Origin of the sequence: Fictibacillus nanhaiensis, assembly GCF_042686385.1 — a bacterium.
In the GTDB taxonomy this organism is placed as follows: Bacteria; Bacillota; Bacilli; order Bacillales; family Fictibacillaceae; genus Fictibacillus; species Fictibacillus nanhaiensis.
In genome coordinates, this window is the sequence record NZ_JBHUPF010000006.1 from 1,524,576 (window position 1) to 1,539,284 (window position 14,709).

The 14,709-nt window shown below is 41.9% G+C and carries 15 protein-coding genes; 13 read left to right on the forward strand and 2 right to left on the reverse strand.

Annotated features, from left to right (window positions below; translation table 11 throughout):
• The first annotated feature begins 5 nt into the window (after positions 1-5).
• From lpdA to ACFS5O_RS11305, 5 genes are all read left to right on the forward strand, one after another.
• Positions 6-1,427, forward strand: coding sequence for a dihydrolipoyl dehydrogenase (gene lpdA, locus ACFS5O_RS11285; RefSeq protein WP_205726787.1), 1,422 nt, complete (start codon positions 6-8; stop codon positions 1,425-1,427).
• Positions 1,428-1,440: 13 nt separating this feature from the next.
• Positions 1,441-2,433, forward strand: a complete 993-nt coding sequence (locus ACFS5O_RS11290) for a thiamine pyrophosphate-dependent dehydrogenase E1 component subunit alpha (protein ID WP_205726786.1) — start codon at positions 1,441-1,443, stop codon at positions 2,431-2,433.
• A gap of 14 nt (positions 2,434-2,447) precedes the next feature.
• Positions 2,448-3,431, forward strand: coding sequence for an alpha-ketoacid dehydrogenase subunit beta (locus ACFS5O_RS11295; RefSeq protein WP_066395978.1), 984 nt, complete (start codon positions 2,448-2,450; stop codon positions 3,429-3,431).
• Between the two features lie 18 nt (positions 3,432-3,449).
• Positions 3,450-4,790 carry a dihydrolipoamide acetyltransferase family protein gene (locus ACFS5O_RS11300; protein WP_205726785.1) on the forward strand — a complete coding sequence of 447 codons (1,341 nt, stop codon included), beginning with the start codon at positions 3,450-3,452 and terminating at the stop codon, positions 4,788-4,790.
• Between the two features lie 166 nt (positions 4,791-4,956).
• Positions 4,957-5,385 carry a BrxA/BrxB family bacilliredoxin gene (locus ACFS5O_RS11305; RefSeq protein ID WP_205726784.1) on the forward strand — a complete coding sequence of 143 codons (429 nt, stop codon included), beginning with the start codon at positions 4,957-4,959 and terminating at the stop codon, positions 5,383-5,385.
• 334 nt (positions 5,386-5,719) lie between these two features.
• Here ACFS5O_RS11305 and ACFS5O_RS11310 read toward each other — a convergent pair whose 3' ends face one another.
• Entirely contained in the window at positions 5,720-6,145 is a 426-nt protein-coding gene (locus ACFS5O_RS11310; RefSeq protein WP_205726783.1) for an NUDIX domain-containing protein, read from the reverse strand.
• Positions 6,146-6,276: 131 nt separating this feature from the next.
• Between ACFS5O_RS11310 and ACFS5O_RS11315 the strand changes: the two genes are divergently transcribed.
• The 5 genes from ACFS5O_RS11315 to ACFS5O_RS11335 all read left to right on the forward strand — a co-directional run bounded on the left by ACFS5O_RS11315 (position 6,277) and on the right by ACFS5O_RS11335 (position 10,308).
• Complete coding sequence (locus tag ACFS5O_RS11315) at positions 6,277-7,062, forward strand: transporter substrate-binding domain-containing protein (protein WP_205726782.1); 786 nt, start codon at positions 6,277-6,279, stop codon at positions 7,060-7,062.
• A gap of 18 nt (positions 7,063-7,080) precedes the next feature.
• Positions 7,081-7,740 (forward strand): amino acid ABC transporter permease, encoded by a 660-nt coding sequence (locus ACFS5O_RS11320; protein ID WP_198767724.1) that lies wholly within the window; start codon positions 7,081-7,083, stop codon positions 7,738-7,740.
• Complete coding sequence (locus ACFS5O_RS11325; protein WP_205726781.1) at positions 7,733-8,446, forward strand: amino acid ABC transporter ATP-binding protein; 714 nt, start codon at positions 7,733-7,735, stop codon at positions 8,444-8,446. Before ACFS5O_RS11320 ends, ACFS5O_RS11325 begins: the two co-directional genes overlap by 8 nt.
• 111 nt (positions 8,447-8,557) lie before the next feature.
• Positions 8,558-9,505 carry an aromatic acid exporter family protein gene (locus ACFS5O_RS11330; RefSeq protein WP_205726780.1) on the forward strand — a complete coding sequence of 316 codons (948 nt, stop codon included), beginning with the start codon at positions 8,558-8,560 and terminating at the stop codon, positions 9,503-9,505.
• A 311-nt stretch (positions 9,506-9,816) separates the two neighbouring features.
• Positions 9,817-10,308 carry a L,D-transpeptidase gene (locus ACFS5O_RS11335; RefSeq protein ID WP_205726779.1) on the forward strand — a complete coding sequence of 164 codons (492 nt, stop codon included), beginning with the start codon at positions 9,817-9,819 and terminating at the stop codon, positions 10,306-10,308.
• 42 nt (positions 10,309-10,350) lie between these two features.
• On the opposite strand, the gene prli42 is transcribed toward ACFS5O_RS11335, so the two are convergent.
• Positions 10,351-10,443, reverse strand: coding sequence for a stressosome-associated protein Prli42 (gene prli42, locus ACFS5O_RS11340; protein WP_197130929.1), 93 nt, complete (start codon positions 10,441-10,443; stop codon positions 10,351-10,353).
• Between the two features lie 185 nt (positions 10,444-10,628).
• On the opposite strand from prli42, the gene ACFS5O_RS11345 reads away from it, so the two are divergent.
• Genes ACFS5O_RS11345 through ACFS5O_RS11355 form a run of 3 tightly spaced genes read left to right on the forward strand, consistent with a single transcriptional unit; the run spans position 10,629 to position 14,691 of the window.
• Positions 10,629-12,269 carry an acyl-CoA mutase large subunit family protein gene (locus tag ACFS5O_RS11345; protein ID WP_205726778.1) on the forward strand — a complete coding sequence of 547 codons (1,641 nt, stop codon included), beginning with the start codon at positions 10,629-10,631 and terminating at the stop codon, positions 12,267-12,269.
• 23 nt (positions 12,270-12,292) lie between these two features.
• Positions 12,293-13,144, forward strand: a complete 852-nt coding sequence (mce, locus tag ACFS5O_RS11350) for a methylmalonyl-CoA epimerase (protein WP_205726777.1) — start codon at positions 12,293-12,295, stop codon at positions 13,142-13,144.
• Positions 13,144-14,691: an acyl-CoA carboxylase subunit beta gene (locus tag ACFS5O_RS11355; RefSeq protein WP_205726776.1), complete on the forward strand. Its 1,548-nt coding sequence runs from the start codon at positions 13,144-13,146 to the stop codon at positions 14,689-14,691. The genes mce and ACFS5O_RS11355 overlap by 1 nt, the downstream gene beginning before the upstream one ends.
• The last annotated feature ends 18 nt before the right edge of the window (positions 14,692-14,709 follow it).

Here is a 14,709-nt window from a genome sequence, read left to right on the forward strand (position 1 = left end):
GAGCGATGTCAAAAGACTTTGATTTGGTCATATTGGGCGGAGGGACTGGCGGCTATGTAGCTGCCATCCGCGCTGCTCAATTAGGAAAAACCGTTGCAGTCGTTGAAAAAGGAAAGCTTGGCGGTACTTGCTTACATAGAGGATGTATACCAAGTAAAGCTTTATTAAGAAGTGCTGAGGTATACAAAACAGCAAAAAAAGCTGCAGACTTTGGTGTTGAGATCGAAGGGCTTGGCTTGAACTTTTCCAAGATGCAAGAGCGTAAGCAATCCATCGTCAATCAACTACACATGGGTGTACAAAGTTTGATGAAAAAAGGAAAGATTGAAGTCTATGAAGGAATAGGACGTATTCTTGGACCTTCTATCTTTTCACCGATGCCAGGTACGATATCTGTTGAGTTTAATGATGGTACAGAAAATGAGATTCTAATCCCACAGAACGTCATCATTGCAACAGGGTCTAGACCTCGGTCGTTACCAGGATTAGAGATCGACGGTAAGTTAGTTATGTCTAGTGATGAAGCGCTAGAGATGGAGTCGTTGCCAGCATCAATCATCATTGTCGGTGGTGGAGTGATCGGGATTGAATGGGCATCTATGCTTAATGATCTTGGAGTTGAAGTAACGGTTCTTGAATACGCTGACAGAATCGTACCAACAGAAGACGAAGAGATTTCGAAAGAAGCAGCACGTGTTCTAAAGAAAAAAGGCATCAAACTCGTAACGAGTGCAAAAGTCCTTCCTGATACGTTAGAAAAAGACGAAGGCGTTATGATATCTGCTGAACTTAAAGGTGAGACAAAACAATTTAGTGCGGAAAAGATGCTCGTTTCTGTAGGACGCATGGCAAACACAGAAGGAATCGGTCTAGAGAACACCATCATAAAAGTTGAAAACGGATACATTGAGACGAATGAATACTTCCAAACCGGAGAAAGCCACATCTATGCGATTGGAGATGTAATCGGAGGACTTCAGCTTGCGCATGTTGCATCGCATGAGGGAATCACGGCAGTAGAACACCTTTCCAACCTGAAACCTGAACCGATCAACTACGATAACATTTCGAAATGTATCTACTCAAGTCCAGAGATGGCTAGTGTCGGTCTTACGGAGAAACAAGCAAAAGATCAAGGCTTTAACGTAAAAGTCGGTAAGTTTCCTTTTAAAGCGATCGGAAAAGCACTTGTTTATGGTGAAAGTGATGGGTTTGTTAAGATCGTTGCAAATAAAGACACTGATGACCTATTAGGCGTTCATATGATCGGACCTCACGTAACGGATATGATCTCTGAAGCAGGTCTAGCAAAAGTTTTAGACGCAACACCGTGGGAGATGGCTCATTCGATTCACCCACATCCATCTCTATCAGAAGTATTTGGGGAAGCAGCGTTAGCTGTTGAAGGAAAAGCGATCCATTTCTAAGGAGGTAAAACAAATGGCAAAATTACGTCATGAACAATTAGGCTTAACAAATGAAGATGTCATCCATATGTATAGAACGATGTTATTAGCAAGAAAAATTGACGAGCGTATGTGGCTATTGAACCGCGCAGGAAAGATTCCTTTCGTTATCTCTTGTCAAGGACAAGAAGCGGCTCAAGTTGGTGCAGCAATGGCTTTAGATAATGAGAAAGATTATGTGTTGCCATATTATCGCGATATGGGTGTAGTTTTACAGTTTGGTATGACTGCGAAAGACCTTATGCTTTCTGGCTTTGCAAAAGCAGAAGATCCTAACAGCGGCGGTCGCCAGATGCCAGGGCACTTTGGTTCTAAAAAGCTTCGTATTGTAACAGGTTCTTCACCTGTTACAACTCAAGTTCCTCATGCTGTAGGAATCGCGCTTGGCGGCAGAATGGAAGGGAAAGACCTTGTCACGTTCACGACGTTTGGTGAGGGATCATCAAACCAAGGAGATTTCCATGAAGGAGCAAACTTTGCTTCTGTTCATAAACTGCCTGTTATCTTTATGTGTGAGAACAATAAATACGCGATCTCTGTTCCTATTTCAAAACAACTAGCTTGTGTGAACGTTTCTGATCGTGCGATCGGTTATGGCATGCCTGGTGTAACGGTAGATGGGAATGATCCACTCGCTGTTTATGAAGCTGTAAAAGAAGCTGCTGATCGTGGACGACGTGGCGAAGGCCCGACTTTAGTGGAAACAGTTGCTTATCGTTTAACGCCTCACTCTTCTGATGATGATGATCGTGCGTACAGAACGCGTGAAGAGGTTGAAGAAGCAAAAGCAAAAGACCCGATTCATACATTTGCTGCTTACTTAAAAGAGAATGGTATCTTAACAGAAGAATTAGAAAAACAGATCACTGACGAAATCCAAAAAGAAGTGGATGAAGCTACAGAATATGCAGAGAACGCAAAATATGCAGATCCTGAAAGCGCACTTCTTCATGTTTACGCAGAGTAAAGGGGGAAAACGAGATGCCGGTAATTTCATATATTGATGCTGTAACACAAGCGATTCGCGAAGAGATGCAACGCGATAAGCGAGTATTTGTAGTAGGGGAAGATGTTGGTGTACGCGGAGGAGTTTTCCGTGCAACAACTGGGTTGATTGAAGAGTTTGGTGAAGAAAGAGTGATCGATGCTCCACTTGCAGAATCTGCTATTGCAGGAGTAGGGATCGGTGCTGCCATGTATGGAATGCGCCCGATCGCAGAGATGCAGTTCGCTGACTTTATCATGCCAGCCGTTAACCAGATCGTTTCTGAAGCGGCTAAGATCCGCTATCGTTCAAACAATGATTGGACGTGCCCGATTACGATTCGTGCTCCATATGGCGGTGGTGTTCATGGTGCACTTTATCACTCTCAATCTGTTGAGGCGCTATTCGCTAACGTACCAGGCTTAAAGATTGTAATGCCTTCTACGCCTTATGATGTGAAAGGTCTTTTGAAATCTGCAATCCGTGACGAAGATCCTGTTCTTTTCTTTGAACATAAACGTGCTTACCGACTGATTAAAGGTGAAGTACCGAGTGAAGAATATACATTGCCGATCGGAAAAGCGGACGTGAAGCGTGAAGGTGAAGATATTACCGTTATTACATACGGACTTTGTGTACACTTTGCTCTTCAAGCGGCTGAGAAGTTAGAAAAAGACGGAATCTCAGCTCATATTCTCGATCTTCGTACCGTTTACCCATTGGATAAAGAAGCAATTATCGAAGCAGCTTCTAAAACAGGTAAAGTGCTACTCGTTACTGAGGACAATAAAGAAGGAAGTATCATGAGCGAAGTTTCAGCAATCATCGCTGAAAATTGCTTGTTCGAACTGGATGCACCTGTCCAACGTCTAGCTGGTCCAGATGTGCCTGCAATGCCTTATGCACCAACGATGGAAAAGCACTTTATGGTGAATCCTGATAAAGTAGAAAAAGCCATGAGAGATCTTGCGGCATTTTAACAATAGGAGGGGACTTTAATGGCTACTGAAAAAATTACAATGCCCCAATTAGGGGAAAGTGTAACAGAGGGTACGATCAGTAAATGGCTCGTTCAGCCGGGTGATACGGTTAAGAAATACGATCCACTAGCGGAAGTGATGACAGATAAAGTAAACGCAGAAGTTCCATCATCTTTTTCTGGAACAATTAAAGAACTCGTTGCAGGTGAAGGAGATACTCTTTCTGTAGGTGAACTGATCTGCTACATCGAAACAGAAGGAGAAGGTGGAGGAAGTGCAGCATCTTCAACTTCAACTGAAGAAAAGCCTGCTGAAACGGTAACTACACCTTCAGCATCTCCTAGTGCGAGTGTTGCCAAGTCGGCAACAAATGTCGATCGAGCTGCGAGAGGACGTTTTTCACCTGCAGTAGTGAGAATGGCATCTGAGCATGGAATCGATCTAGACCAAGTAGAGGGATCCGGACAAAGCGGAAGAATCACTCGGAAGGATCTACAGAAAATCATCGATTCCGGCCAGATTCCTACGAAAGATAACAAGCCAGCTACAGAAGAGGTTTCTTCTGCAGCACCTGTTTCATCTCGTTCTCAAGAAACGGCTCCACCGCAACAACAATCTGCACCAGCATTAAAGCCTGTTGCGATTGACACTATGCCTGGGGATATTGAAATTCCAGTATCGGGTATTCGTAAGGCGATCGCTCAAAACATGGTCCGTTCAAAGCACGAAGCACCTCATGCGTGGACAATGGTAGAAGTGGATGTAACGAACTTAGTAGAATATCGTAACTCGGTAAAAGGTGATTTTAAAACAAAAGAAGGATATAACCTTACGTTCTTGCCTTTCTTTATCAAAGCTGTTGTAGAATCACTAAAAGAATACCCACAGATCAACTCCATGTGGGCAGGAGATAAGATCATTCAGAAAAAGGACATCAACATCTCAATCGCTGTCGCAACTGATGATGCACTGTATGTTCCAGTCATCAAACACGCGGATGAAAAGTCTATTAAAGGAATCGCACGCGATGTAAAAGAACTAGCTGACAAAGTAAGAACGAATAAACTGGCTGGTGATGACATGAAAGGCGGAACGTTCACCGTAAATAACACGGGTTCTTTCGGATCTGTGATGTCTACGCCGATCATCAACTATCCGCAAGCGGCTATCCTTTCTGTAGAATCGATCGTTAAGCGTCCAGTCGTGATGAACAATGGCATGATCGCTGTACGAGATATGGTTAACCTTTGTCTTTCTCTTGACCATCGAGTTCTTGATGGCCTCGTATGCGGACGCTTCTTAGCTGCAGTAAAAGCACGATTAGAGAGCATGACAAAAGAAAATACATCCATTTATTAAAAAAATGTGTTTTTCAGGTTTATGGAGGTTTTATTGCGGGTAGAGATAACTATCAACACCTCCAAACCCCATAACCCCCTAAGAAAAATGCCGTATATGTTACGGCATTTTTCTTTTTTATATCGCGATAATTGAGTACAATAAGAAAGAAAGGAGCTGAATACGAATGAACTTTCAATTTAATCTTTTTAATGATGTAGTAGAAACGGCTCGTAAAGAAATGGTAGAGGCTGGCTATATACAGCTATTCAAACCAGAAGATGTTGAAGAAGCTTTTAAAAAAGAAGGTACAACACTTGTTATGATTAATTCCGTTTGTGGCTGTGCTGGAGGAATCGCACGCCCTTCGGCTTCATATTCGGTAAAGCAAGACGTTCGCCCGGACCATCTTGTTACGGTATTTGCCGGCCAAGATAAAGAAGCAACAGAGACAGCGCGTTCTTATTTTACAGGCTATCCACCGTCATCCCCTTCATTTGCTCTATTAAAAGATGGAGAGATTCAAATGATGGTCGAACGTCATGAGATTGAAGGCCACGAACCGATGGAAGTTGTAAACAAGCTGAGAAGTGCTTTTGAAACCTATTGTAAGTAGGGATAAGAAGTATGAATGGACGAAAGCTAGCTCGATTTCGAGCTAGCTTTTTTTAGTTCCTCATAAAATGAAGGAGCAGTAAGAGGTTAAATGCGATTCTTGGGATTTATGATCGATCCCAGAGATTTATGATCGATCCCAGAGATTTATGATCGATCCCAGACTTTTATGATCGATCCCAGAGATTTATGATCGATTCTAGACTTTTATGATCGATTCCAGAGATTTATGATCGATCCCAGAGATTTATGATCGATTCTAGACTTTTATGATCGATTCCAGAGATTTATGATCGATCATTGAATGAACACTCACCTCTCACAATGACTTTCACTTAGTCGAGCCCAAGCCCCTTTTTCACAGCCCACACATGAGACGAATGAAATAATAGCTCCTCAGCTTGATCAACATTCATCCATACTAACTCATGATCCTGATCTAATGGCTCATTTGCATACTCTCCAAAGGAACCTGTATAAAAATACCCATCATTCATTAGGTGTTCGCCTTGTCTCGTTCTAAAATATTGCTTTGCATTTCCCAAAAAGTGCTCCATCTTAAATGTATAGCCTGTCTCCTCGATACATTCTCTTTTCAAACAGGCTATATGATTTTCTCCAGTTTCTATACCGCCTCCCGGTAAGAATCCTTTGCCATTCTGAACCATAACGGCAATATTCCTATTATCATCCAAGACTATGGCATACACAGCTTCTCGTCTACGATAACTAACATCCTTCATCTTTTCACCAAATTGCAAAGTAACCAACCACCTTGTCAAAATGCATATAAATACATTCAGAATTATTAAAATACTTAGTTTTGCGTAATTGTGTGTTAATATTCATTTTAACGAATAAATATAAATATTTTATACAGGGGGAACAACATATGAAAAAAAATCTTTTTAGCATCTATTTTATCATAGTACTTGCATTCTTAGCGGGTTGTGGCGCAGTAGAAGAAAAGAGTGCTTCTAATACAGGGAGCGACTCGTCAGAGAAGACGTTAGTGATGGCAACTTCAGCTGATTATCCTCCTTATGAATATGTGGAAACAGCAAAAGGTGGAGAGATCGTAGGTTTTGATATTGATGTAGCGAATCATATCGCTAAAAAACTAGGATATAAGGTTGAGATAAAGGACATGGACTTTAACGGGTTGATTCCTGCACTAGACAGCGGAAAAGCTGACTTTGTAATAGCTGGTATGACACCGAATGAAGAACGAAGAAAAACTGTAGATTTTTCAGATGAATATTATGCAGCTCAACAATTGATCGTTACAAAAGACAAAACGATTAAAAGTGTGGAGAATCTTGAAGGCAAAACAATAGGCGTTCAGTTGGCTTCCATTCAAGAAAAAGAAGCAGAAAAATTATTAAAGGATCATAAGTTTGAAGTTGTACAGCGTAACAAAGTAACAGAATTGGTTCAAGAGATGAAATCAAACCGTGTAGATGCAGCGATTATTGAAGATGCAGTAGCATACGAGTTTTTGAAGAAAAATAAAGACCTTTCCTCTTTCGCACTTCCAAACACTGACGCAGCAGGATCGGCTATCGCTTTTCCTAAGGATAGTAAACTAACAAAAGAGTTTAATGAGGAACTTAATAAGATGAAAGAAGACGGTACATTGGACGAGCTAGTTGAAAAGTGGTTCGGTGTTAAAAAATAGAGAAAGAGAGTGGTAGGCATGAACTTGGATTTTGCCCAGCTCGTGCCTTCTATTCCGTATATTCTATACGGAATATGGGTTACGTTGCAGTTCGTGGCGGTATCGTTAGTACTAGGATTTTTATGGGGAACCGTACTTTCCCTTTTCAAAATAGGTAAGATTACAATCTTAAGATGGTTTGCAGATGCATATACTTCGGTCTTCAGAGGAACGCCGTTAATTCTACAGATGTTATTGATCTATTACGCTGTACCTCAGCTGACCGGAGTCGATATTGGTGCATTTTCAGCAGGTGTTTTAACTTTTGCTCTGAATTCGGCTGCTTATATATCAGAAATTATCCGTGCTGGTATTAATGCAGTCGACAAAGGGCAGAAAGAAGCTGCTATGGCTTTAGGTGTTCCATATCGCACGATGATGCTGAAGATCATTCTACCTCAAGCCTTTAAGAATATACTACCGGCATTGATGAACGAATTTATTACACTAACAAAAGAATCAGCAATCGTCTCTGTTATCGGAGCACTTGATATTATGAGACGAGCTCAAATCGTTGGCGCAAGTAACTATCGCTTTTTTGAACCGTTGTTATTAGCGGGTCTTGTTTATTATTTATTAGTCATGATGCTAACGTTGGCTGGTCGAGTTATGGAGAGGAGGCTCGCTAAGAGTGATTGATGTTCAAGGTTTGAAAAAAAGATTCGGAAATAATGAAGTGTTAAAAGGGATATCAACTTCGATAAAGAAAGGTGAAGTTATCGCTGTGATCGGGCCTTCAGGATCAGGTAAGTCTACATTTCTCCGTTGTTTAAACCTGTTAGAAACTCACGATGAAGGATCGATTTTACTAGAAGGTAAGGATATAAACGAGATGGAACTTCATCTTCGTAAAAAGATAGGGATGGTATTTCAGCACTTCAATCTTTTTCCTCATCTGACTGTTTTAGAAAATGTTACTTTTGCGCCGCAGCAAGTATTAAAAACGTCGAGAAATGAAGCGGAAACTGTTGCTTTGGACCTGCTTAAAACCGTAGGGCTGAGTGATAAAGCGAACAGCTATCCTTCTAACCTTTCAGGTGGTCAAAAGCAGCGTGTGGCGATAGCGAGAGCACTCGCTATGAAGCCTGAAGTTATGCTCTTTGATGAACCGACTTCCGCTCTAGATCCAGAGATGGTAAAAGAGGTGCTGCAAGTGATGAAGAACCTCGTCAAGCTCGGCATGACGATGGTTATCGTGACACATGAGATGGGCTTTGCAAAAGAAGTTGCTGATCGTGTTCTTTTTATGGATGATGGAAAATTAGTCGAAGATCAAGAACCCGCTATTTTCTTTGAAAATCCGAGTACAGATCGAGCTAAAGCTTTCTTGGAAAAAGTGCTATAATGCTTAAAAAAGGACTTCTTAGCTGAAGTCCTTTTTCGTTTCTAATTATCCTTGAATTATGGAATAATGGTACAAGGTGCAGAACGAGATCGGAAAGAAGGCATGCATTTGATGAAATTTACAATTGGCTATCGAACATTAAAGACTGCAATCGGAGCTGGCCTTGCTATCGCCCTAGCAGAATGGCTAGGGTTAGATTTTTACACGTCAGCAGGTATTCTAACCATCCTCTGTATAAAGATAACGAAAAAGAAATCAATCATCTCTTCGTGGGAGAGGTTTGCAGCTTGTATACTCGGAATAGGATTTGCGAGTGCGATCTTCTCGCTGGTCGGCTATCATCCTTATGCGCTGACCATTCTTTTAATTCTGTTCATCCCAACACTCGTATCCCTTAACCTGAAAGAAGGCATCATCACATCGTCTGTCATCATCCTTCATCTATATACCCTTCAAAAGATTACTTGGGAAATCGTGTTAAATGAATTTAGCATTATCGTAATCGGTATAGGGATGGGATTAATCATGAATCTCTACATGCCTTCGGTAGAAAAAATACTGTTAAACATGCAAAGGGAACTCGAAAAAAGATACAAAGTGATCTTTCACGAATTTCATCTGTATTTGGCTCATGATAAACACGAATGGGACGGAAAAGAGATTACAGAATGCGCAGATCTTATCTCGAACGCGAAAAGTATTGCCTTTCGAGACATTGAAAATCATTTTCTTCGTTACGAAAACCAGTATTACCACTATTTTAAGATGAGAGAAAAACAGTTTGAGATCATTCAACGAATGCTTCCGATCATTTCATCCATCGATAAGACATATATTCAGTGTGAAAAATTGGGAAGCTTCTTCGAACGCCTAAGCGCAGCCGTTCACCCAGGAAATACAGCGGTTTTGTTCTTAGATGATCTAGAAAACATGAGACAAGAATTCCGGGAGATGCATTTGCCAAAAGACAGAGACGAATTCGAAACACGCTCAAAGCTCTACCAGTTACTCCAAGACATCGAGGATTACTTGATCATCAAAAGTAAATTTAAGAAGTAGAAATTATATTTTCATTTTCATATTTTTTACAGATTGGCATGACTTTTAAAAAAGGTTGTTTCATTTTATTACTTGTCTTCATTGAATAAGTTGATTGGAGAGGAAGGTGCGAGACTCCTGCGGGACAAGCGGTCAGGTGAGACCCTTAATGGCGCAAAGCGGCAAGGGGCTCACCGCCTGCCCCGCGGAAAGCGGGCACCTGGAACGGAAATCAACTCCTTTCAAATGCAGCTAAGAAAAAACTAAAAAAAGCCACTCATGACTTCCCCTTCATTTACAAATACTAAGTAAAAAATGACAGGGTGATAAAAATGGGAAAACTCAAGTTAGCTTTTATCTTGTTATTTTCACCAATTTGGCCGTTCGGCGACGCACATGCTTTAGGAGACCCTTATGTGATCGTTAATAAGACATCCAACAGACTTGCATACGTTGAAGAGGGGACGATTAAAGAAATCTATAAGGTCGCAACCGGAAAGTCGAAAGAACTAACACCAGAAGGCGAATTTACCATAACGGTAAAAGCTGTAGATCCTTATTATCGAAAGAAGGATATACCAGGTGGCGATAAAACGAATCCGCTCGGCACACGTTGGATCGGTTTTGACGCAAACGGAACGGACGGTCGCACCTTCGGCATACACGGAAATAATAATCCATCAGCCATCGGAAGACATGTCACGGCCGGTTGCATAAGAATGTATGAAAAAGATGTTCAGAAACTTTATAGCAAACTAAAGATAGGCACAAAGATAAAAGTTGTCCACTCCCAAAAAAGCTTTGATGATATCATAAAACAGTAACGTAAAACCCCCAGTCCAACGAGGACTGGGGGTTAATTATTTTTATAAGAAAAAAGCGACTCCTGTTAAAAGACTGCTTAGAACAAGACAGATGATCATAACGTACACAATCGTTTTTATTAGTTTTTGATTCAAAGCCATAACCCTCCTATAAACATTTCCAACTTAATTGTACCGTGTTTGGAAAGCAGAAACAAGAAATCCTAAAAGACCAAATTGCAAATTCAGTCGAAAATTTGCGGTTTCAAGCAGGAAAAAGCGCTTACAAAACGAAAGATGTTATGTTGAGACTATTTTCTTTGTTAAACAGGAGGCTTCTAATGGATAAACAACAGCGTATAAAAGAATGGCAAGAAAAAACCGCACGATCAATGAATAGATTTCCAGAACGAAAAGAGAGGTTTCATACTTCATCAGATATAGAGGTTGAAAGGCTGTATGGTACAGAGGAAGAGCATTATCCGATGGAATTCCTCGGGCTTCCGGGAGAATATCCATACACACGTGGCTCTCAATCCACGATGTATCGCGCAAGATTTTGGACGATGAGGCAATATGCAGGTTTTGGCTCTGCAGAAGAAACGAATAAACGTTTTCGCTATTTGCTTGATCAAGGGCAGACCGGGCTTTCTGTAGCATTCGACCTTCCTACCCAGATCGGGTATGACTCAGATCACTCGATGTCACGCGGTGAAGTAGGGAAAGTAGGAGTAGCGATTGACTCGATCGAAGACATGGAAGCACTTTTAAAGGACATTCCACTCGATAAGGTGAGTACTTCCATGACGATTAACGCACCTGCCTCTGTCCTGCTCGCTATGTATATCGCTGTTGCTGAGAAACAGGGAGTGGCTACTGAAAAGCTTTCAGGAACGATACAGAATGATATTCTAAAAGAATATATCGCGCGTGGTACATATATTTTTCCGCCTAAGCCTTCCATGCGACTGATCACAGATATCTTCGGCTATTGTCAGGAAAATGTGCCAAAGTGGAATACCATCAGCATCTCTGGCTATCACATCCGAGAAGCTGGGGCGAATGCTGCACAAGAACTTGCTTTTACGATCGCGAATGGACTTGCCTATGTGGATGCTGCCATAGAAGCCGGACTAAATATTGATGACTTTGCTCCGCGGTTAGCTTTTTTCTTCAATGCTCATAATCAGTTCTTTGAGGAAGTTGCGAAGTTCAGAGCAGCACGTAGAATGTGGGCGAAACTTATGAAAGAACACTATGGAGCTAAGAATCCAAAGTCTTGGCAGCTTCGTTTTCATACGCAAACAGGAGGATCAACCCTAACAGCACAGCAGCCTGATAACAATATCGTACGTGTTACGACCCAAGCACTTTCAGCCGTCCTAGGTGGAACGCAGAGTCTTCATACGAACTCAAGAGACGAAGCCCTTGCTCTTCCGACAGAAGATTCGGCTCGAATCGCGCTTCGTACTCAGCAGATCTTAGCGCATGAAACAGGTGTGGCTGATACTGTAGATCCACTTGCAGGTTCGTATTACGTAGAACATTTAACAGATGAACTGGAACGAAAAGCAAACGAATACATCGAGAAGATCAATGTGATGGGTGGTGCAGTTGCCGCCGTCGAACAAGGATATATGCAGCGTGAGATCCACCATACGTCATATGAAACACAGAAAAAGATCGAGAGTGGCCAAGAGATCATCGTAGGGATGAACAAATTTACGATTGAGAACGAACCACAGCCTGAATTGTTAAGAGTTGATCCGACTCTAGGAGAGAAACAGAAAGAAAAGCTGCAAGCATTGAAAGCAAAGAGAGATCAAAACCGAGTGAGCGCTCAGTTGGAATCGTTACGTGCTGCTGCTAAAGGTAAGGATAACTTAATGCCAATCATCGTTGAATGTGTAAAATCATATTGTACGATCGGAGAAATATGCGGCGTGCTTCGAGAAGAATTTGGAGAGTACACAGGGGTCTAAAAATAGAGAGGAGTGGAGAAACGATGAAGAAAACAATTCGTGTTTTAATTGCAAAACCAGGACTCGACGGTCATGACCGAGGAGCTCTTGTTGTTTCTCAAGCGTTAAGAGATTATGGAATGGAAGTCATTTATACGGGATTAAGACAAGCACCAGAACAGATCGCAGCAGCTGCTGTTCAAGAGGACGTGGATGCGATCGGTTTATCATGTCTGTCAGGCGCGCACAACGAACTTTTTCCAGAAGTGATGAGACTTCTTCATGAAAAAGGAGCAGACGATATCATAGTTGTCGGTGGAGGGGTAATTCCATGGGAAGACATTCCCTTCTTAGAGTCTAAAGGGATCCAAAAAGTATTCACCCCAGGAACACCAACGATCGAAACAGCTAAATTTATCGAACAAGCGGTATATAAGCGTGATGGGATTACAGAAAATGTGTTTTCAGGAGTGGCGCCTGAAAGAATCGATCATATTGGAATCGCTGTAAAATCTTTAGATGAAGCGCTCCCGTTCTATGTGAATGTTCTGGGGTTAACACTCGAAGCGATCGAGGAAGTTCCTTCACAAAAAGTGAAAGTGGCTTTTATAAAAATCGGTGAGACGAGGCTAGAACTGCTTGAAGCCCTAACTGCAGAAAGTCCTGTCGCACAGTTTATTGAAAAGCGCGGTCAAGGCGTCCATCACGTCGCTCTTGGTGTTACAAACATACAAGATCGCATAGATGAGATGAAATCAAACGGCATCAAGATGATCCATGATGCTGCTGTTCCTGGCGCAGGTGGTGCATCCGTTGCTTTCATGCACCCTTCTTCCACACATAAGGTGTTGTTTGAGCTTTGTGAGAAGACGAAAAGTAAGGAGGAAGCAAAATAATGGACATCTATGACAAGATCAATGAACTTTATGAAAAGAAGACAGAGATTGAATTAGGCGGCGGTGATGACCGCATTGATAAGCAGCATGAACGGGGAAAGTTAACGGCACGAGAACGCATCGATCTTTTACTTGATGAAGGTACGTTTGTTGAACTAAACCCTTTCATGGAGCACCGTTCACATGACTTTGGCCTTTCTGGAATGAAAGCGCCGGGAGAAGGTGTGGTAACTGGCTACGGAAAGATTCATGGTCGTCCCATTTATTTGTTCGCTCAAGATTTCACGGTATTTGGCGGAGCTCTTGGAGAGATGCACGCGAAAAAAATCGCAGCAGTGATGGATCTTGCGGCTAAGAACGGAACTCCTTTTATCGGGTTGAACGATTCAGGAGGAGCTCGCATCCAAGAAGGCGTTATGTCACTTGATGGCTATGGTCATATCTTTTATCGAAACAGCATCTATTCGGGCGTGATTCCTCAAATATCTGTGATCATGGGTCCTTGTGCGGGAGGAGCGGTCTATTCTCCGGCGATCACTGACTTTGTGTTTATGGTGGAAAAAACAAGCCAGATGTTTATCACAGGACCGAAAGTAATTGAGACGGTAACTGGGGAGAAGATCTCATCCGAAGATTTGGGTGGAGCGGAAGTACACGGCTCTAAGAGTGGGAACGCACATTTTACAGCACCAACTGAATCGGAAGTGTTAGAAGATGTTAGACGTTTAATCTCATACCTTCCGCAGAATAATAAAGAGAGAACGCCGGTATTGCCATGGGGAGACGAGGAAGACTATCGTCCAGATCTTACGGATATCATCCCTTTTGATTCAACAAGGCCATACGATGTAAGAAACGTTATTCAAGAAGTGGTAGATAAAGATTCATTCATGGAAGTTCATGCTCAATTTGCAAGAAATATAGTTGTAGGTTTTGCAAGGATAAAGGGTGAAGTGATAGGATTAGTATGTAATCAGCCAAAAGTCATGGCTGGAGGACTAGACATTGATTCTTCAGATAAAGCATCGCGATTTATCCGTTTATGTGACTCTTTCAACATTCCAATCATCACGTTTGAGGATGTAACAGGATTCTTTCCAGGAGTAAAACAAGAGCATGGCGGCATTATCCGTCATGGAGCGAAGATTCTTTATGCTTACTCAGAGGCAACAGTTCCAAAGATAACGATTATCCTTCGAAAAGCATATGGCGGTGCATACGTAGCTTTAAACAGTAAATCTATCGGAGCAGATTTAGTATTCGCATGGCCGAATGCAGAGATTGCTGTTATGGGGCCACAGGGAGCTGCGAATATCATCTTTGCCAAAGAAATCGAACGAAGCGAAGATCCTGAAGCGACGAGGGCCCTGAAGATTGAAGAGTATCGTACGAAATTTGCTAATCCTTACATCGCTGCTGCAAACGGGATGGTGGATGATGTTATTGATCCGAGAGACACAAGAATCAAGTGTATTCAAGCGCTTGACATGCTGCGCAACAAGAGTGAAAACAGACCTTACAAAAAGCATGGAAACATACCACTATAAAAAGCGAGGGATACATAA